The 17,714-nt window shown below is 64.4% G+C and carries 20 protein-coding genes; 9 read left to right on the top strand and 11 right to left on the bottom strand.

The annotated features are described in order from the left end of the window. Window positions 1-32 precede the first annotated feature (32 nt). Window positions 33-1,061 carry an MFS transporter gene (locus VLA65_RS09015; RefSeq protein WP_332602291.1) on the bottom strand — a complete coding sequence of 343 codons (1,029 nt, stop codon included), beginning with the start codon at window positions 1,059-1,061 and terminating at the stop codon, window positions 33-35. A gap of 19 nt (window positions 1,062-1,080) precedes the next feature. After that, the gene (locus VLA65_RS09010; RefSeq protein WP_307053749.1) at window positions 1,081-1,248 is read right to left on the bottom strand and encodes a hypothetical protein; all 168 of its coding nucleotides are present in this window, start codon (window positions 1,246-1,248) and stop codon (window positions 1,081-1,083) included. 102 nt (window positions 1,249-1,350) lie between these two features. Between VLA65_RS09010 and VLA65_RS09005 the strand changes: the two genes are divergently transcribed. The 3 genes from VLA65_RS09005 to VLA65_RS08995 all read left to right on the top strand — a co-directional run bounded on the left by VLA65_RS09005 (window position 1,351) and on the right by VLA65_RS08995 (window position 4,012). Next, entirely contained in the window at window positions 1,351-2,232 is an 882-nt protein-coding gene (locus VLA65_RS09005; protein ID WP_332602290.1) for a helix-turn-helix transcriptional regulator, read from the top strand. A 148-nt stretch (window positions 2,233-2,380) separates the two neighbouring features. After that, window positions 2,381-2,992, top strand: coding sequence for a hypothetical protein (locus tag VLA65_RS09000; protein ID WP_332602289.1), 612 nt, complete (start codon window positions 2,381-2,383; stop codon window positions 2,990-2,992). Window positions 2,993-3,073: 81 nt separating this feature from the next. After that, window positions 3,074-4,012, top strand: coding sequence for a 5'-3' exonuclease (locus VLA65_RS08995; RefSeq protein ID WP_332602288.1), 939 nt, complete (start codon window positions 3,074-3,076; stop codon window positions 4,010-4,012). Between the two features lie 40 nt (window positions 4,013-4,052). Here the strand turns inward: VLA65_RS08995 and VLA65_RS08990 are convergent, their stop codons facing one another. After that, on the bottom strand, window positions 4,053-5,144 hold the full coding sequence (locus tag VLA65_RS08990; RefSeq protein WP_332602287.1) for a hypothetical protein: 1,092 nt from the start codon (window positions 5,142-5,144) through the stop codon (window positions 4,053-4,055). 280 nt (window positions 5,145-5,424) lie between these two features. Continuing rightward, a complete protein-coding gene (locus VLA65_RS08985; RefSeq protein ID WP_332602286.1) occupies window positions 5,425-6,534 on the bottom strand; it encodes a fatty acid desaturase family protein in 1,110 nt (369 codons plus the stop codon). A 283-nt stretch (window positions 6,535-6,817) separates the two neighbouring features. Here VLA65_RS08985 and VLA65_RS08980 point away from each other — a divergent pair, with 283 nt between their 5' ends. Continuing rightward, entirely contained in the window at window positions 6,818-7,666 is an 849-nt protein-coding gene (locus tag VLA65_RS08980; protein WP_284989154.1) for an esterase/lipase family protein, read from the top strand. 158 nt (window positions 7,667-7,824) lie between these two features. Further along, window positions 7,825-8,718 (top strand): nuclease-related domain-containing protein, encoded by an 894-nt coding sequence (locus VLA65_RS08975; protein WP_332602285.1) that lies wholly within the window; start codon window positions 7,825-7,827, stop codon window positions 8,716-8,718. A 3-nt stretch (window positions 8,719-8,721) separates the two neighbouring features. On the opposite strand, the gene VLA65_RS08970 is transcribed toward VLA65_RS08975, so the two are convergent. Then, window positions 8,722-9,630, bottom strand: a complete 909-nt coding sequence (locus VLA65_RS08970) for a prephenate dehydratase (RefSeq protein WP_332602284.1) — start codon at window positions 9,628-9,630, stop codon at window positions 8,722-8,724. 172 nt (window positions 9,631-9,802) lie between these two features. Next, window positions 9,803-10,558 carry an SDR family NAD(P)-dependent oxidoreductase gene (locus VLA65_RS08965; protein ID WP_059388957.1) on the bottom strand — a complete coding sequence of 252 codons (756 nt, stop codon included), beginning with the start codon at window positions 10,556-10,558 and terminating at the stop codon, window positions 9,803-9,805. Between the two features lie 249 nt (window positions 10,559-10,807). Here VLA65_RS08965 and VLA65_RS08960 point away from each other — a divergent pair, with 249 nt between their 5' ends. Further along, window positions 10,808-11,311, top strand: coding sequence for a hypothetical protein (locus VLA65_RS08960; RefSeq protein ID WP_332602283.1), 504 nt, complete (start codon window positions 10,808-10,810; stop codon window positions 11,309-11,311). 173 nt (window positions 11,312-11,484) lie between these two features. Here VLA65_RS08960 and VLA65_RS08955 read toward each other — a convergent pair whose 3' ends face one another. The 3 genes from VLA65_RS08955 to VLA65_RS08945 all read right to left on the bottom strand — a co-directional run bounded on the left by VLA65_RS08955 (window position 11,485) and on the right by VLA65_RS08945 (window position 13,810). After that, a complete protein-coding gene (locus tag VLA65_RS08955; protein ID WP_332602282.1) occupies window positions 11,485-11,805 on the bottom strand; it encodes a hypothetical protein in 321 nt (106 codons plus the stop codon). A gap of 182 nt (window positions 11,806-11,987) precedes the next feature. Beyond that, complete coding sequence (locus VLA65_RS08950; RefSeq protein WP_148667588.1) at window positions 11,988-12,308, bottom strand: hypothetical protein; 321 nt, start codon at window positions 12,306-12,308, stop codon at window positions 11,988-11,990. 383 nt (window positions 12,309-12,691) lie between these two features. Then, on the bottom strand, window positions 12,692-13,810 hold the full coding sequence (locus VLA65_RS08945) for an alanine racemase (protein WP_332602281.1): 1,119 nt from the start codon (window positions 13,808-13,810) through the stop codon (window positions 12,692-12,694). Between the two features lie 224 nt (window positions 13,811-14,034). Between VLA65_RS08945 and VLA65_RS08940 the strand changes: the two genes are divergently transcribed. Next, window positions 14,035-14,340, top strand: coding sequence for a hypothetical protein (locus tag VLA65_RS08940; RefSeq protein ID WP_332602280.1), 306 nt, complete (start codon window positions 14,035-14,037; stop codon window positions 14,338-14,340). 11 nt (window positions 14,341-14,351) lie between these two features. Beyond that, on the top strand, window positions 14,352-14,813 hold the full coding sequence (locus VLA65_RS08935) for a GyrI-like domain-containing protein (protein ID WP_332602279.1): 462 nt from the start codon (window positions 14,352-14,354) through the stop codon (window positions 14,811-14,813). 92 nt (window positions 14,814-14,905) lie between these two features. Here the strand turns inward: VLA65_RS08935 and VLA65_RS08930 are convergent, their stop codons facing one another. Continuing rightward, entirely contained in the window at window positions 14,906-15,601 is a 696-nt protein-coding gene (locus VLA65_RS08930; RefSeq protein ID WP_332602278.1) for a maleylpyruvate isomerase family mycothiol-dependent enzyme, read from the bottom strand. A 144-nt stretch (window positions 15,602-15,745) separates the two neighbouring features. Between VLA65_RS08930 and VLA65_RS08925 the strand changes: the two genes are divergently transcribed. After that, window positions 15,746-16,228 (top strand): MarR family winged helix-turn-helix transcriptional regulator, encoded by a 483-nt coding sequence (locus VLA65_RS08925; RefSeq protein ID WP_059388955.1) that lies wholly within the window; start codon window positions 15,746-15,748, stop codon window positions 16,226-16,228. 24 nt (window positions 16,229-16,252) lie between these two features. Here the strand turns inward: VLA65_RS08925 and VLA65_RS08920 are convergent, their stop codons facing one another. Further along, the gene (locus tag VLA65_RS08920; protein ID WP_332602277.1) at window positions 16,253-17,647 is read right to left on the bottom strand and encodes a glycosyltransferase 87 family protein; all 1,395 of its coding nucleotides are present in this window, start codon (window positions 17,645-17,647) and stop codon (window positions 16,253-16,255) included. Window positions 17,648-17,714 lie beyond the last annotated feature (67 nt).

The following is a 17,714-nucleotide window of genomic DNA, read 5'->3' as shown; positions in this document are numbered from 1 at the left end:
AGTACCCCCTTTGAAACGGGTGGTCCGGAAATTCAGCGCGCGGCTTCGAGTTGCGGCGCCGGCGCAACTTCCCGGCGGGCCCCGGCGCGGCTGGCGGCCAGGTCCGCGGGAAGGATGAGGGCCGCTGTAACGGCCAGGGCGAGGAGCAGGAGAATGCTGCCTGTCGTGAGGGCGGCGCCGACCTGGGCGGCCAGGTGCGCCACGGCGGAACTCGTGGTCGGTACCGTCGCCGCGGCAGCGACTGCGATTCCAAGCCCCAGGCAAGTGCCGACCTGGTGGAAGGTGTTCACCAGGCCTGATGCCGCGCCGGCGTCGGACGCGGGGGCTCCGATGATGCCGAACGAGGTCAGGGGCGCAAACGCGAGCCCCTGTCCCGCGCCGATGAGGACCATCGGCAGGGCAACCCCGGTCAGGTACGCGGAGTCGACACCGACCCGGCTGAGCCAGAACATCCCGGCAAGAGTGATCAGGATGCCGGCCACGAGCGGGATGGAACCCGGCAAATTGCCCATGAGCCGCGGGATGCCCATCGCGACGGCGAAGTTCACCGCGGTCATGGGCAGGAATCCGAGGCCGGACTGCAGCGGGTCGAAGCCGAGCACTTCCTGCAGGAACTGCGTGGTGAAGAAGAAGAACCCGATCATCGCGCCCAAGTACAGGAAGCGCGCCACATAGGCGCCGGTTCGGCGGCGGCTCGCGAACAGCCGCAGCGGCATGATCGGCTGGGCCGCCCTACGCTCGATCAGCACGAACACGACCAGGAGCACGACGCCGGCGCTGACGGCCGTGACCGTGACCGGCGAGCTCCAGCCGGCGTCGACCGTGTTGATGATGCCGAACACGAGAGCGCCGACACCGAGGGTGGCGCTGAGCGCGCCGAAGGCGTCGAAGCGGCCGCGGGCCCGGCCTGATTCCGGGATGAACCGCGGCGCGAGTGCGATCATCGCGGCGCCGATAGGTACATTGACGAAGAATCCAGCCCGCCAGGAGATCCAGTGTGCCAGCGCCCCGCCGATGACCAGCCCCAGGCTGGCGCCGATGCCTGCGGTAGCGCCGTACAAGGCAACGGCCCGGGTGCGTTCACGGCCTTCCGGGAAGCTCGCGGTGAGCAGGGAGCCGCAGCTCCGCCTGCAGGCTCGGCAGGGCAGTGAAGATGACCGAGTTGTCCAGCAGGATCATGAAGTAGCTGAGGAGAATGATCGCGAGGATCGCTCCCAAATGGGAGGCTGTTGCGGGTTCAGGTTTCATGCTCTCCATGCAACCGTGATTCCATACGGACCGGGAGTCACGGCCGTTCAGGGTAACGCCAGTGCCTCCCTTGGCCGATCGACCCGGCGTAGCGTGGATGCCATGACACACAGCGAGGACGTGCGGAAGTTCCTGACCTCCCGCCGGGCAAGGATCACCCCGGACGAGGCAGGGCTTCCCGTCTACGGCGGCAACCGGCGCGTTACCGGACTGCGCCGCGAAGAAGTCGCGATGCTCGCCGGGATGAGCATCGACTACTACATACGCCTTGAGCGCGGAAACCTCTCCGGCGCCTCGGACAGTGTCCTCGAAGCCCTCGCGCGTGCGTTGAAGCTTGACGACGCCGAAACGGCCCACCTTTTTGACCTGGCCCGTGCCGCCACCGCCTCCCCAAGGGTGAGGCGCAAGCACAGCCCGCAGACAGTGCGGCCGAGCGTGCAACGCGTCATCGATGCGATTACAGCAGCGCCGGCTTGGGTTCGCAACGATCGCGGGGATGTCCTCGCCGCCAACGAGCTGGGCCGTGCCCTGTATCTGGACATGATGGCAGAGGTGGCCACTCCGCCGAACAGCGCGCGCTTCACTTTCCTGAACCCCAAAGCGCGGGAGTTCTTCGCCGATTGGGAACGCGCAGCGGACGACATCGTCGCGGTCCTGCGCTCCACCGCCGGAAAAAACCCGTACGACAGGGATCTCACGGACCTGATCGGTGAACTCTCCACCCGCAGCGAAGAGTTCCGCACGCGGTGGGCCCGTCACGACGTGAAGTACCACCGCGCCGGCCGCAAACACCTTCACCACCCGATCGTCGGCGACCTTGACGTGAGCTTCGAAGCGCTGGAACTTCCCGCAGACCCGGGACTGCGCATCAACGTCTACACGGCTGACCCCGGAACCCCCTCCGAGGACGCACTGAAAGTCCTCGCCAGCTGGGCCGCCACCCAGCGCGACACGTCACAAATAGCGGCTCAGGGAAAGAAATGAAGGGCTGCCGCACCACGTTGTCGACCTGAGCAGCTGTGGATGATACCGTCGTCGCTGGCTAGACATTTGGGATTTCAGCACGCAATCGCAGGGGATCTGTATTCCCCACTATTCACGTGAATTCCGTAATTCGTCTCAGGGGGGACAAATGAAGAAGTCTATTGCAGCGCTTGCACTTGCAGGAACAATCGTACTGGCCGGCACCGCGCCGGCCGTAGCATCCACCACCTACCCGGCGCCGGGCAATGAGTACGGAACCGTTTCTGACGGAACCATATCTCGCGGCGGATCCATCACTTTCTCCGGTAGCGGCTACATCGCCGGCGAAACAGTCAACATCACGTTCGAGCGAACCGGCGGCAAGAAGGCTTCGGACGGCGGGAGGCCCGCTCCGTCCAACTTCAGCGTGATTGCTGACGGCACCGGCGCTTTCTCAACGCCCATTACCTTCACCGACGGCGGCAACTACATGATCGGCGCTGTCGGCGCCACGTCCGGCAACAGGCGCTGGGCAGCCGTGGTTGTGAATTCCGGCAACGGCGGAGGCAACAATAACGGGGGCGGCAACCATGGCGGCGGCAACGGCAAGGGCAATTCCGGACTTGCTGCTGTTTCCAGCGTTACCGCCGCTGGCACAGCAAGTGGCGAGGCCAACACTGTTGCAGAGTCCAACCTGATCCTGTGGTCGCTGGTCGGCGCAGGCGCTTTGGCCGCGAGCGCGGCATCCACAGCGGTGATTCGCCGCCGCGCCAAGAAGTAACACGTCGCTACAAGGGCAGGTGCTTCTCCGGGAAACTGGAAAGCACCTGCCCTTTGCCGCTTGTGGATGTAAGGATCGGTTATGCCTCACCGCCTGATGCTCCTTGATACGGCCTCGCTCTACTTTCGCGCCTTCTTCGGCGTGCCCGATTCGATCCGCCGCGCCGATGGCACCCCGGTAAACGCCGTTCGCGGTCTGCTGGACATGATCGCGCGGCTCGCCACCGACTATGGGGCGACACAGCTGGTTGCGTGCTGGGACGAAGACTGGCGCCCGCAGTGGCGCGTGGATCTCATCCCGACGTACAAGTCGCATCGGGTGGCGGAGGCGGTCGAGGGTGCGCCCGACGTCGAAGTGGTACCGGATGCGCTCCAGCTGCAGGTTCCCATGATCCGGCAGGTCCTCCGCCTTGCGGGGATCGCCGTCGTCGGGGCTGCCTCCCATGAAGCCGACGACGTCATCGGCAGCTACGCGAGCCACGCCGGGGTTCCCGTCGACGTCGTGACGGGCGACCGGGATCTGTTCCAGGTGGTCGATGATGCCCGCCAGGTGCGCGTCATCTACACGGCGAGGGGCATGAAGAACCTTGAGGTCGTGACGGATGCCGTCGTCGTGGGCAAATATCGAGTGCTGCCCGAGCAGTACGCCGATTTCGCGACGCTACGCGGCGACGCATCGGACGGGCTGCCGGGTGTGGGCGGGATCGGTGAAAAGACGGCCGCGTCGTTGCTCGCGACGTACGGCACGCTCGACCAGTTGCTCGCTGCAGCGAGGGATCCAGGCAGCGGGCTGTCCGCGCCTGTAAGGACGAAACTCGCCGCTTCCGCCGATTATCTGGCTGTTGCGCCCGTTGTTGTGAACGTCGTGCGCGACCTCGCACTGCCCACGCTCGACGAGGCGGGAGCGCTGCTGCGCCCCGTCGTCGGGGACTCGCGCATTGAACTCGAGCGTCTCGCTACGGACTGGAACCTCGGCGGCTCAGTGAACCGATTACTCGAAGCCCTCGACCTCAGGCAGTGAGGGACATCAGCCCTGCGCAATGATCGGCACGGCTGACAAATCAGTGAGTCGGTAACGCCTGGATGGTTCCCGCTGTGGCTTCTATCTTGAGGGTAAGCGCGGCGAGGGCGAGCATTTCCAGTCCGGTCCAGGCGAGTGTCCCGCCCCAGATTTCAGGGGAGAAGCTCAGTGCCCCGTCGTGGACCGCCACACCGGCGAAGTACGGGGCCCAGAACACGACGGGGGAGAGGCCTGTCGCGATCATTAGCCGCGCGTGGCTGGTCGGGCGGGGTCGCACCATGGCCCACAGCAATCCAACGAGGACGGCTCCGGCGACGGCCGCCGGAACGAGCCAGGCGTCACGCAGCGCGACCATGATCTGCAGGGCCACCGAGGGCAGCAGCACCATGGCCGCGGGCACGGCGGCGTGCAGGCGCCATCGTAGCGAAAGCAAAAGGACGGGCACGAAAAGCACAGCCGTTGAGACAAAGAACGATCCCAAGGACACGATGATGGACGACGACGTCGGCACCGTCACCGCGGGCTCCGCCCCGGGAGCGGAGATGTACGTCTGGATGAGCCCGTGACGGGCGAAGACCGTGAATTCCTGCAGGATGAATGCCGCGACCATGCCGGAGAGCATGGCGCTCGCGACGGCTGGTATCAGCCGCGGCCATGACCGTTCGGGTGAGTGCCATGCCGAGGAGAACGGCGCGCCGAGGATGAGGAAGCCTCCCGTGGCGAGCCCCAGATGGGACGGGCTGAATAGCGCCTTGAGGCCCTGCTCGATGCCGAACACCGAATGCCAGGCGAAGTCCGCCATCCCGGAGATCAGGAAGAGGACGACCCCGGCTGCGGCGGCCCCATACCCGGCGGGGATGGCTTCGGTCCACCGTGTGCCGGGTGCGTGGCGGCGCCAGGTCAGGGCGGCGATCCAGAGGGCGCACGCCGCGAAGCCCGAGTAGAGGATCGCGTGCCACGGAGTGAAGAACGTCTCGAGGTCGCGGAGGTTGTTGTGCGCCCAGCCGTCAACATAGGTTCCGGTGAGGAGCCAAACGCCGGCCACGAGGGTAATGACGTCTTCAACGGCAGTCGTGGGGCGGTGGACTGATACCGGCGGAATCGCAAAAGCGTGAGCTGCTGTGGCGTCCATAGCTCCACAGTAGGTCCCGCCGCCTTTCGCGGCGAGAGGCAATCTCTTTTGCTGGAACCCCGGCCGCTGCGCCGTTTGCGGTTCCTGTTGACCAGGCTTCTTGCCCGGACCTAGCATCGCCGTGCTGGTGCGTGATGGTCTGGGGCATCCCTTGACCTTGGACCCAGCCGCCGCGCTGGCAGTGATCGTCTTTGCGGCACTCATCGCGTGGACTGTCTGGGACCGGAAACGGCGGCAAGCATCGTGGTCTTCCGGACGGGTCTGTGCCGCCGGCCGCTGGTTATCGCCGGTATTCGCCGGCCACGGGACAGGTGAACGGATCCGCTGCCGCGAGTCCTACCGTATTAAGGTAGCGAACCACGATTGCGTACGAGTGCAGCAGCCCCGTTTCGGTGTAGGCGATCCCCTCGGCATCGCAGTGCGCCTTGACGAGCTGACGGACCTCTCGCAGGTGCGGGCGGGGCATATCGGGGAACAAGTGGTGTTCTATTTGGTGATTAAGCCCGCCCATGAGCAAGGTCACGAATCGTCCTCCGGCGATGTTGCGGGACGTGACCACCTGCCGTGTCAGGAAGTCCACCCGGCTGTTTTCGGACAAGATCGGCATCCCCTTATGATTCGGCGCGAAGCTTCCTCCCATGTACAGACCGAACACGGCGACCTGTACCACGATGAATGTGACGGCGATCGCGGGGGACAGCACGAGGAAAAGCAGGCCGACGTAGGCGCCAAAGTGCAGACCCAGCAGGGCGATCTCAAGCCACCGGTACTTCACTGGCCCTCGCCGAAGCAAATACTTCAACGAGTCAATATGCAGCGTCCATCCGAGGAACAAGAGCAAAGGGAAGAGCAAATAGCCTTGGTGCTTGCCGAGGGCACGGCCGAGTCTTCCGCGGCTGCTTGGCACTTCGTTGTGGAAGATGACCACACCCTGTGCGATGTCCGGGTCATGATTGACCATGTTCGGGCGTGCATGGTGGCGCGAGTGCTTGTCGGTCCAATACGCGAAACTCATGCCTACCACCAGGGTGGCAATGAGGCGTGCAGTCCACTCGTTCGCGGAACGGGACGCAAACACTTGCTGATGTGCTGCTTCATGGCCGAGGAAGGCGAACTGCGTGAAGACGACGCCGGAGGCGCCTGCCACGGCCAGCTGAAGCCAGGAGTCTCCCAAGATGAAGAACACCACCCAGATCCCCGTTCCCACCACGGCCAGGATCGTCAGCAGGAGGAGGTAGTAGCGTCGGCACCGCCGGAGCAGACCCGCTTCCCGGACGGATTTCAGGAGGTCCGCATAGCTGCTCGTGACCTTGTTGATCCGTGCCCTTGGCGGAGTGGGTCGTGGCGGCATCGTCAACGCGGGCACGGACGGTGAAGGCTGGTTGGTCAAGGGCAAGTGGTTGCCTCCTCGGATGCGCTGAAGACGCGCTGCCGGGGTCCGGGGCAACACAACCAGCCTAGGCGCCGCTGGCCCTACCCGTCCAGAGGATTGGGATCAGGGCGGGACGATCAGTCGGTGATTGGTCTGGCATTCGATACGGTCCGGGGTTGACCAGCGGGGTGCACGTTTTCTCAAGTTTGCAGCACGGTATTGCAACCCGGCGGTAAGTTACCCCAAAGTAGCTAGGGATGCCGCGGACATAGGGGTTCGCGGCCAGGAGAAAGGCAAGGCCATGCGCCGATTCCGACTCACCGCCGTCCTCGCCGCTGCGGCGCTCACGATTGGACTCTTCGCCGCACCCGCGGCTCAGGCCGACTCGATCTCGCCGGACCCGCCCGGAGCCAATGACTGGACGTGCAAGCCGTCGAGCGTGCATCCGTACCCGGTAGTCCTCGTCCCAGGGACGTTCGAGACGATGTACAAGAACTGGGCGCTGTTCTCGCCCGTACTTAAGAATCAGGGGTACTGCGTCTTCTCGCTCAACTACGGAGTAGTCAACGGTGTCCCCGCCAGCGGGCCAATTCGGGACTCCGCGGCTGAGCTTGCGACGTTCGTTCGCTCAGTTCTCGGCGCAACCGGTGCGAAGCAGGTAGATCTCGTCGGCCACAGCCAAGGTGGGATGATGCCGCGCTATTACATCGGCTTCCTCGACGGCGCCAAGTATGTGCACCATTTGGTTGGCATTGCGCCGTCGAACCATGGCACCCAAGGCCTGATCGCGCCGTCGCCCGCAGGGATGATTCTCGACACGACCGCAACGAGCACCCTGTGCCAGGCCTGCGCGGACCAGCATGCCGGCTCGGCATTCATGACCGAGCTCAATTCGATCGGCGACGCCGTGCCGGGGCCGTCGTACACAGTGATCTCGACCCGCTACGACGAGGTCGTGACGCCCTATACGAGCCAGGCTCTTGTTGGGCCGCTCAAGCAAATGTCCAACCTTGTTCTGCAGGACTACTGCCCGCTCGACACATTCGAACACGATCAATCTCCCAACGACCCGAACGTGTGGTCTCTCGTCTCCAACGCGCTTCTCCAGAGCGGCCCCGCAGATCCGGGGTATCGCCCGGAGTGCGTGTAGCGGGTGGTGGCCCGCCTGGGCTTTTGGTCCAGGAGGTTGCAGGCCCCGACGGCCATGCACGGTCCGCAGATCAGTCGGGCCGCCGATAATGTGCTGCCTGTATTCTCGCCCGGCACCGTTAGGATCGGTCCTGTGTACCAACGACAATGCGAAAGCCCATGATCCCCGACCCTTTCCCGACTGGTACAGGTCTGCCTCCGGACCCGCCGGAGGTTCCCGGCAAAGGTCCAGGCACCGAGCTCAGTCCCGGGCTGCTGACTGACCGGGTACCGGGACAGGCCGTGATGGCCGAGCTCTTGGCCGTGCGGGAAAGGGACGCTCCGCGGTCCCGGCTGGGGCGCGTGTTCGGGCTTGACCCGCTGACCGCAGACAGCCGCCCCTGGTACACGGGCGCCGTCGGGGAATTGGCGGTGGCTCGGGTTCTGGCGCGGCTGGGACCGGAATGGACAGTCCTTCATGCGGTTCCGGCCGGGGCCGGCACGTCAGACATTGATCATGTGTTGATCGGGCCGGCAGGGGTGTACACAGTGAACACCAAGAATCATTCAAACCAGAGAATCTGGGTGGCTGGCCGCACTCTGATGGTGGCCGGCACGAGACAGCGCTATCTTCCCAACGCCATGCACGAGGCGGCCCGAGCCGCCAAGCTCCTCTCCGCAGCAGCAGGTCTGGCGGTGGAGGTCACCGGTGTCCTGGTGTTCGTGGAGCCCAAGGGCATCACGGTCCGGGAACGGCCCGAGAGCATAACTGTGCTGAGCGATGGTCAGCTGTTGCGCTGGCTTAACCGGCGCAGACCGGTCCTCACTCCGGAGCAGATCGCCCGCATTGTCGCCGTTGCCGCGTTGCCGGGAACCTGGCACCGCCAGCCTGCGGGGCCCGGGGACGCTGTCGCTCTTCAGCGGGCCTTCGACGCTGTCAGGACGGAAGTCGTGGGGGCCCGACGACGGCGGGCGGTATGGGCGCTTGCCGTCGCGGCCTGTTTCGTCACTGCTGTTTTCAAACTTCCGGTGATTATCGCGTGGGTCTTGCCGATGCTCACGCACGCGGGATAGCCACTAAAGCGACAAAGTGGGCTTTGGATTGCCAGCAGGCGTTGTGCCCGGATTGCCGGAATCGGTGAAGCCCAGGCTTCGGTAAGGCGCAGCAGCATATACGCCGAGAACCCTGACCTCATCGGTGAAGAACTCCAGCTCCTCGAGCGCGAGTCGCACGGGTGTGTCGGATGGGTGCCCTTCAACGTCGGCCATGAACGTGGTGGCAGCAAACTCGTTACCCACCATGTAGCTTTCCAGGCGCGTCATGTTCACGCCGTTCGTCGCGAAACCACCCAGGGCTTTGTACAGGGCCGAGGGTACGTTCCTGACCCGGAAGACGAAGCTCGTGATCACGGGACCGGGCAACTCGTCGCGGGTTTGCTGCCGACGCTCCCTTGACAGGGCGACAAACCGGGTCGTGTTGGTGGCGTCGTCCTCGACGTCTTCTGCCAAGACGTCCAGCCCGTACATCTGGGCGGCGAGCGGAGGCGCGAGCGAGACTTTGGAAGCGTCATTCCAGTCGCGGACCTCCCGTGCGGATCCTGCCGTGTCGCCGGCAACAACTGGTTTCAGCCCCATTGACCGGATCAGCTTCCTGCACTGGCCGAGGGCATGAACGTGGCTGTGCACTTCTCGCGCCTGTTCGAGCGTGCTTCCGGGTATGCCCAGCAAGTGGAATCGGATCCTGAGAAAATGTTCGCCCACAATCTGCAATCCGGATTCAGGCAGGAGCACATGGATATCCGCAACGCGCCCGGCGATGGAGTTCTCAATCGGAATCATGGCGAGGTCCGCGTCGCCGGATTTCACTAGTTCGAAAGCATCTTCGAAGCTGGGGCACGGTACTGGCTCCATGTCGGGGAACATCTGTAGGCAGGCGATGTTGGAGTTGGCGCCGGGCTCTCCTTGATATGCAACTTTACGAACCATGGAGCAAATGGTGTCACATTTTGCCGGGTGGGAAGCGCCGCGCCAGAACGGACTTTGGGTGTGAACCGGCTCGGAGCGCCCGATGCGTGTGCGGAGGTATCGGGTAACCCTCACTGAACGGGTCGCACACTCGGACTACGCCCTGATCCACGAGCCGCCGGCTGGCAGCAGCTTAGACGGCGGTGTAGCCGCCATCGACAAGTACGTAAGAGCCGGTCATGAAACTGGCCTTGTCGGAAAGTAGGAACGTGGTGACGTTCGCGATCTCTTCGGGCTGTCCCAGGCGGCCGAGCGGATGCTTCGCCTCGAGCCCACTGAGGACTTCTTTCGGCGCGGCGGCCAAGAGCGGCGTATCGATATAGCCGGGGCCGATCGCGTTGACGCGCAATCCCTGGGCTCCGTATTCAGCCGCAGCATTCTTGGTCAGGCCCACGACGCCGTGCTTGGCCGCGGTGTAAGCGGCGTTGCCGGGAGCAGCGACGGCGCCGTGGATCGACGCCATGTTCACGATGGCACCTTCGGAGGCACCTGCGGCAAGGATGGCCGGGACCTGGTAGCGCATTCCGTAGAGGACCCCGCTCAGGTTGATGGCGATGACCCGGTCCCAGTCCTCAACGTCGAGGTCTCCGACAGGAGCATTTGCGCCGCCGATGCCTGCGTTGTTGACGGCATAGTTGAGGGCACCATAGCGCGAGACCGCGAAGTCGACGGCCTTCTTACTGTCCTCGGCGACGGCAGTGTTGCCTTGGAAGGGAACCGCGGTGCCGCCAGCGGCGGTGATCTCGTTGCTCACACGCGTTGCAGCGTCTCGGTTGATGTCGACGACGACGACGTTGACACCGTTCTTCGCGAGGTCTTTGCTGATTGCTTCCCCAAGTCCGGAGCCTCCGCCGGTGACGATCGCGGTCTTGCCTTTGAAGTCACTCATAATTCCTCCTCGTGCGGCGGGATCGGTCCCGCAGATTTCAGTGGTGAGCGCTGGTTGAGCAGCTCGGTTGTGGCAACCGTACGCCGTCCCGTGAGAAGAAGCCCGGATTCCTAATCTCCTAGCGCCACAGGTAGGGGTCCTTTGACCTCCCGCCCAGGCGTGGAACGGCCCGAAAGTCTTCCTTCAGGTGCGAAACGGCGGCACCATGAAGTAGAGCAGAACCCGTCCAACGATGGAAGGGAGAGCAGCATGGATGAGCGAAGATCCCGTCGACGTCCGAGGTTTCCGGGCTGGGAAGTCGGACCGGCGGCGGTGGGACTGGGCTTGGTCGCCCACCTGGTCTCGGGTGGCGTGCCTCCGGGGGTGCCTGTGCTGATCGCGCTGACGGCCCTGCTGAGCATGTGCGCTTCGCTGCTCGCCCGGATCAACCTACCGAGTTGGCTATTGCTCGTTCTCTGCGGCGTGGCCCAGCAGGTTCTGCATCTGGCCTTCGACCGACTTTCTGGAACCTTCTCGGTTGGCGCGCCCGCCCAACATCAGCATGCAGCGACGAGATTGCAGCCTGGGCAGCTGACCGCGACGCCATCCCCTGCCGGGCACTCTCCGGATTTGATGCTGGACACCCACGTTGCCGCAGCGTTGCTGACAGCGCTCCTCGTCGCCCGTGTGGATCTATCGCTTGCGCGGGCGTGGACCCTGCTCCATCGCACAGCTTCGGGAGATACACACAAAGCCCATCAGGGCACGCCTTAGCCATTCCCCACCAACCACGAAACCTCATTCGTGCGCAGCCAACGCGGCGACATCCGCGATAGACGAGTTTGGAGGCCCGATGGCTAACCCTGCATGCCCCCGGGGTCACTGCCAGTACCCTCTCGACGGGGACTCCCTCATTATCTCTGTGGGCTGTGATGCATGGCTGGCTTCTACGATGCATCGCTAATGTCGGCAAGAAACCAATCCGGGGATTGCGGACTCCGCTGCAGATGGAATGTGCTCAATGCGGAGTCTGAACTGAGGCGGACCTGTAGCCGCCAGTGTTCAACGGCTGCGGGGTCTTCGCCGTCGGAGGCGGCCGACGCGCTGCGGTGACGCCCGCCGTCGCGCCCGAACCAATGCGCGGCGGCGGCGTCGGGATCCACGGCCCAGATGCGGCCGTCATATCGGACGGCCAACGGGGCGCCGTCGGGGCTGAAGCGAACGGCGATCTCTTCTAGCGTGTGAATGGCCTCGGCAGTGAGTGTCATCGATGTGTTCTTTCCCGGGTTGCACGGCGCGCCGTTGTCATGCGGCCTTTGCGAGGGTTGGATCGGTTTTGTCCGCACTCTTTTAATCGTTTGTGTTCACGGAAAAGGTACGCTCGCGTCCAAAAAACCTGGGCGCGAAACTCGCCGCTCGCTCCGCATGGTTGCCGGCCCGCAGATCCCGGCTACGCGTACTTCAGGCTGAGCAGAAGTGCCTTGAGCTGCTTGTATTGTTCGGTAGCCATCCAGGACCTGGCTGCGTCTGGGGAGATGAAAGCCGGGGTGCCGAAGATGACCCGGGCGACCATCATTCCGTTGGGCATGAAGGTCTGGTTCGTGCCGGAACTGTGCACGGACGGATCGAACTCGGGGGCATTGCGGACGTCCATCAGGTACATGTAGGTGCCGTCGACGCCCTGATCGACGGCGAAACCGAATTCCCGGGACCGGCCGGCCAGATTGGGCAATGCCGGAATGGGGGCGCTATCAAGGACCGTTCGTGTCACTGGGCCGGCGGCGCCGTCGCCGTACGTGGCTGGAAACGCTCTCCCACGAGGCAAGGCAGGGCAGATAATGGTCCTAAGCGAACCTTGGCGGGCCCGACCCGGGAGACGATGAAATGGTTGCGGACATCATTGTCCAAGTGGTGGCAGACCTTATCGAGGGATGGTTCGATTGGCGGCCGACGCCTCGCCAGCGTGTCTTAAGGGCTCTGGATCTCTCGAGTGAGGCTGTCCTATCTCTGAAGCAAAGGGAATTCGGGCGGACGTGGCTGACGTACGGCTTGGGACACCTTGTGGATCTGGGGCTTGAATCGCGCGTCAAGGATATTCAGAAGGCACTGCAGCGCGTTGAATCCTTCCCTTGGGAAACCAAAGAGTAAGACCATCTAGAACACAGGCCGCCAGGTCTCGACGGCGTCATCACCGACAGCAACGATCTCACGCCAGCGGTCGAACACTGAGCAAGGGTGGGAGATGCCCAGATCCACGATATCGCCGACCTGCAGGCCTTCTGCGTCGTCCACGATGGCGTGGTGGTCGAAGAGGCGCGTCAGCGTGGCGCCTTCGCCGTCCGGCAGGAGGGCCCCGTTACGGAATCGGGAGACGATCACCGGCAGGCCGGCGTCGTACGCCAACTCCCGCTTGCCCGCGTTCAGGACAACGCGCCCGGGTTCAGGGGCGGAGATGACCAGTGCCCGAACCACGACGGCGGCGGTGAGACCCGGGATTGGCGAGACGCTCTGGTAGGTGCCGTGGTCGTGCACGACGTAGCAGCCTGACCGGAGCACGTTGACGGAGGTGCTGTGCGGCAGGAACGCGGCGGCACGGTCCTGGAACGCCGAGCCACCGTTGCTGAACACCGGCAGATCCACCTCGAAAGTGGCGTGCAGTTCGTCGAAAATGTCGCGGGCCAGGCGGCAATGCGAATCGATCCCGGCCAGGTTTGCATCGGTCCTGGTGTTCGGTGCCACGCCCTCGTAGGCGCTGACGCCGGCCAACAATAATCCCTGGGCGGCACGAACCTCAGCAGCGAGAGGCCCGGCTTCGGCTTCGCTGCGGATCCCGGTGCGGCCGCCGGCGGTCCCGACGTCGATCAGTACGTTGAGCGGCCGTGGCGAGTGTTCGAACACTTCGGCCATGGCTTGGACGCCCGCCGTCGAATCGGCCAGGCAGTAGATCTCCAGCTCCGGCGAGGCTGTCAGCCGGGCGCGGAGCTCCTCGAGGTGGCCGCGGAACAGCACCTCGTTCGCGATGAGGATCCTGGTGGCACCCCACTCGATGGCCTGCGCGGCCTGCGCGGTGGTCGCCACGGTCACGCCCCAGGAACCGGGCAACTGCCGACGGACAATCTCGCCCGTCATGGTGGTCTTGATATGCGGGGCCAGCACCATGCCGCGTTCGCGTGTCCAGGCCTCTTTGATGCCGATATTGCGCTCGACGGCGGCAACCTCCAGGAGCATCTGCGGCAAGGTGTTGAGAGGGAGGGCGGGGTCAAGGTGCGGCATGCGATGCGGTTCTTTCAGGACGTTCCGGAAGCTGGGTACCCGGAGATCCTATCCGGGTTCAGTAACTAGAGAACCCGTCGGCAGGTCGCCGCGAATGACAAGTAGTGGCCACTCGGGCGGTTACAGGGCGGAATGAGTATGGTCTTTCTCGTGTCAGACCTTTCAGGCGGATCGTCGCGTGGCTGGCTGCCACGAGCTGAGTACAGGCCATAGGAGGTCACATCATGTCCGTCATCATTGCAACCAAGGTATCCGGTGACACGAGCGTTTTCGCCAAGTCGCTGGAGGAGCGCGCTGACGAGTATCGCCAATGGGGGGAGCGCGGCCGGGCTGCTGGGGCCATCCACCATCAGTTCGCGGTCGGCGACGGGTTTGTCCTCGTAGTCGATGAATGGGAATCGACAGAAGCATTCCAGAAATTCTTCGGTGACCCAGAGATCCAGACGTTCATCGGCTCGGTCGGCGGCGACCCGAACGTGGCCCCTGAAGTCACCGTCGGGGAATCGGTCGACTCTGCGGACAAGTACTAGCCGACTCCTGCATGTCGGTCCCCGTCAACGTACAGACTGTTCGCCCCCGCATGCTGGCCGCCGTCCGGCGTGAGGTCGTTCCGGGCGAAGTCGGCTCGGCATGGGGCCCTGCTGTGGCGCTGGTCTGGGACTTCATTCGCAGTCAGCCGGGTCTGTGGACGGACGGCCACAATATCTTCGTCTACCACCACCCGAACACGCCTGACGCACCCCTTCTGTGCGACTTCGGCGTCGAAGTCACGCGCACCTTTGAACCGGCGGGCGAGGTTCATGCAACCGAAACCCCCGCGGGCCAGGCTGCCGTGGCAGTCCACCGTGGGCCGTACCACCGCATGGACGAGGCATACAAGACGATCGAGGAGTGGATGGCGGCGAATCATAGGGAGTCTGCCGGGCATTCGTGGGAGATCTACGGAGATCCGACACCAGATCCGGCGGACACTGAAACCACGATCGTGCACTTGCTGAAGTAGCTGGCCGGCCGGGGCGCCTTCGCCGAGTTCGCGGAACATGGCCGGGGGAATGGCTGCGCGCCGCTATGCATATAGGCCGAAAAACCAGGTGGTCAGGGGGTGAGGGGGCCTTGCAGAACCTGGACGGCAAGCGCTTTGTCACCTTCGATGAGAGCAGTTTCTGCGAGGTTGGAGCGGCCCCAGAGCCCCAGGTACATCCCGTGCAGCGGGGCGGCAATGGAGGCCTCGGCTACCCCTTGGCCGAGTTTCCAGCTCCGGGCTCCGGGTACGTGGAAGATCACTGCCCCTTTCGGCTGGGGCATCCGTCCCAGGCGAAGCTGTCGCGGAGTGAACATTGTCAGGATTTCGTCGATTCCGTCGAGCAGGAAATCTTCTGCGAAAACAGGGTCTGTCAACCCTGATGTTTGGCAGGCGTCGATGAGGTGGACGGCGTGTTCATGTGCCTGGCGCCGGCGCCAGAACCCGGCTTTGCGCGGAGGCGGGCCGAAGTTCCAGCACGGCTCCTCGGGTTCGAGTGCCGACATTGTCGCGAGGAAGGCGTCCGCGCCTTGGAGGAACCACATTTCGGCTCCGGTGACCGGTGGTTCAGGTTCCTCGACGAACTTGCCCGAAAGGACAATTTGGGCTGCCCAACGTTCGATCGACCCCAGATGCCCGAAGAGATCCCTCAGTGTCCAGCCAAGGCACGCAGGGACAGGACGGGTCAGAATGTCCTCGGGTTGGCGAGCGAGGACGCTCAGGCGGTCAAGGCTGTTGGCCAGCTCAGTAAGAAGGCGATCCGGCGACATATGCCGAGCATAATGGGCCGGCCGGTTTCCCTGAATTCCAGCGGGTTCCAACACGGTGTGGCGATCACGCCAACGATGCTCCTGGCGCGGGTCGTTTCACACTGGCATCCCGCACTTAGGAAGCAGGCTTACTATGGTGGATGTATGCCGGACTTAAACGACTGGACGACTCCACGGTTGCTCTCAACTGCAGCGCGACTGGTCGAGCATGCCTGGAATGAAAAGCTTGCTGTCTTGGGCCTGACCCATGCGGGTGTCATAGCGTTGGAGGTTCTCGACGCGGAAGGGGCCATGGTGCAGGCCCGGCTTTCCACCAAAGTCCAGGTGCGGGCGCAGACCATGGGACAGACGCTTTCGAGGTTGGAGGCGCATGGGCACATTACCCGGGAACGTAGCCGCCTGGACGGGCGCTCGCAGCGGGTGGCTGTTTCCGAGTCGGGCCGGACGGCCCTTGTCCAGGCCCGGGCGCTTGACCGGAATCTGACTCCCGGCGTCGAAGTCGGCGTGGAGGAACTGCGCGGCAAGCTAGTGGCCGTTATCCGCTGGCTCGGTTCTGCGCGCTGGGGCGAAGAAATGCCCGAGAACGAGTCAACGGCAACCAGCAAGGATCTGCCTGAGCAGAGCTAGCGCACCAGCAGCATGGCCGCCCGATTACGCCACTGCGTGCTGCCGCCGTCGTCTCACGACCGTTGCAACCACCAGGAGCGCGACGACGGTCCCCAGGCCGAGTCGCTCCGCCAACGGGCCGTAGGGTTCGGCGCCGGTGAAATACATCAGGGCCAGCACGGGCGCGATGGCTGTGAACTCGTAGCGACGGCTCAACACGACGAACGGCAGAAGCAGCAGTGCGTACCAAGGGTAGCTGGGCGAAACGACCAGCAGCATCCCTCCGACCATCAAGACCTGCCCGTCCCACGGCCGGGAGACGTCGGTGGTCCGCCACACGTAAATGGCGAGAGCAAGCAGCAACACGAGTGCGGCCGGCGCCGCCCAACTGGCAGGGAGCACCAGCTTCAACAAAGCGAACCGCGGGCTGTCCTGCCCGTCGTACCCCTCCGAACGAAGGTATTCGGGAAGATAGCCCAGGACAGCCCAACCGCTGGCGAGGACGTACGGTACGTACACCACGGCGAACGTGGCCACGGCGGCCGCGCCGAAGCGGAACGGCCGCCGGTACAGGAGTGCCGGGGCGCTGATGACGGGGATCAGCTTGGTGGCCACGGCCGCGCCAAAGGCGACTCCGGAACCCAGTGTGCGCCCGCCCACCAGCAGTAGCGCCGCCGCCAAGGCCAGGGCGGTGCCCAACGCATCCACATGCGCCCCGTTGATGGCTTCAAAAGCCACCAGCGGAGACCAGGCCCACCAGACGGCTTGGTGCGCGGGCCTTCCGGTGCGGCGCAGGAACGCCAGCAATGCCACCGTGATGGCGAGGCTAAGCAGGAGCCCTGCCAGTTGGAAGGCGATGAATCCAACCTCGGGACCCGGGACGAGCCGCACGGCCAGGAAATAGAGTTCTGCCACCGCCGGGTAGACGGTGGGCACGGCGGGCCTGTTGATGGCCGTGCACAGGGTACTGCCGCCGGGAATGTCGGTGGTGGTCTCCGTACCTGTGGGGAAGGGATTGCTATGGCATGTTCCATCCGGCCCGGCGTCTTGGAACAGCCACGGCGGCCGCAGCGGCCGCAGCGCTTCGTCCGCCGGAACGTGGGCATATGGAGAGATTCCGGCCTTCTGGACGATGCCGTCCCACGCATAGCGTGCGGAGTCGTTGCTGGTGGCCGGCGGTGCGGCGATGGCCGCGGCTCCTACCAAGAGCGAGCCCAGAAGGACGACGGCGGCCGCGTGCCGCGCCGGGATCCGGCGCGCCACTAGTACCGCCGGGAAGAAGACAATCCAGGCGGCCAGCGTGCCAAGGGGAGACACCCACTCCGCGGACGGATCGGTGGTGACGGTCCACCAGACGACGGCGGCGAGCAGGGCCACCAGTGCCAGCGCCATCACCGCGGCCGAAATGCCGGACGCGCGCCGGGTTGTTGGTTCGCTCACCCTTCGATCGTGCACCACGTGCAGGCTGGTGGGCCATCGATCCGCGGCACCGTATGCCTTTCGTAAG

The organism is Arthrobacter sp. S2(2024), from assembly GCF_036662515.1.
Taxonomy (GTDB): Bacteria; Actinomycetota; Actinomycetes; order Actinomycetales; family Micrococcaceae; genus Arthrobacter.
This window is presented reverse-complemented; position numbering and strand designations above follow the sequence as displayed.

Coding starts and splice junctions, on each gene's coding strand:
- VLA65_RS09010 (WP_307053749.1), bottom strand. CDS start 1,248: ATGAAACCTGAACCCGCAACAGCCTCCCATTTGGGAGCGATCCTCGCG.
- VLA65_RS09005 (WP_332602290.1), top strand. CDS start 1,351: ATGACACACAGCGAGGACGTGCGGAAGTTCCTGACCTCCCGCCGGGCA.
- VLA65_RS09000 (WP_332602289.1), top strand. CDS start 2,381: ATGAAGAAGTCTATTGCAGCGCTTGCACTTGCAGGAACAATCGTACTG.
- VLA65_RS08995 (WP_332602288.1), top strand. CDS start 3,074: ATGCCTCACCGCCTGATGCTCCTTGATACGGCCTCGCTCTACTTTCGC.
- VLA65_RS08990 (WP_332602287.1), bottom strand. CDS start 5,144: ATGGACGCCACAGCAGCTCACGCTTTTGCGATTCCGCCGGTATCAGTC.
- VLA65_RS08980 (WP_284989154.1), top strand. CDS start 6,818: ATGCGCCGATTCCGACTCACCGCCGTCCTCGCCGCTGCGGCGCTCACG.
- VLA65_RS08975 (WP_332602285.1), top strand. CDS start 7,825: ATGATCCCCGACCCTTTCCCGACTGGTACAGGTCTGCCTCCGGACCCG.
- VLA65_RS08970 (WP_332602284.1), bottom strand. CDS start 9,630: ATGGTTCGTAAAGTTGCATATCAAGGAGAGCCCGGCGCCAACTCCAAC.
- VLA65_RS08965 (WP_059388957.1), bottom strand. CDS start 10,558: ATGAGTGACTTCAAAGGCAAGACCGCGATCGTCACCGGCGGAGGCTCC.
- VLA65_RS08960 (WP_332602283.1), top strand. CDS start 10,808: ATGGATGAGCGAAGATCCCGTCGACGTCCGAGGTTTCCGGGCTGGGAA.
- VLA65_RS08955 (WP_332602282.1), bottom strand. CDS start 11,805: ATGACACTCACTGCCGAGGCCATTCACACGCTAGAAGAGATCGCCGTT.
- VLA65_RS08945 (WP_332602281.1), bottom strand. CDS start 13,810: ATGCCGCACCTTGACCCCGCCCTCCCTCTCAACACCTTGCCGCAGATG.
- VLA65_RS08940 (WP_332602280.1), top strand. CDS start 14,035: ATGTCCGTCATCATTGCAACCAAGGTATCCGGTGACACGAGCGTTTTC.
- VLA65_RS08935 (WP_332602279.1), top strand. CDS start 14,352: ATGTCGGTCCCCGTCAACGTACAGACTGTTCGCCCCCGCATGCTGGCC.
- VLA65_RS08930 (WP_332602278.1), bottom strand. CDS start 15,601: ATGTCGCCGGATCGCCTTCTTACTGAGCTGGCCAACAGCCTTGACCGC.
- VLA65_RS08925 (WP_059388955.1), top strand. CDS start 15,746: ATGCCGGACTTAAACGACTGGACGACTCCACGGTTGCTCTCAACTGCA.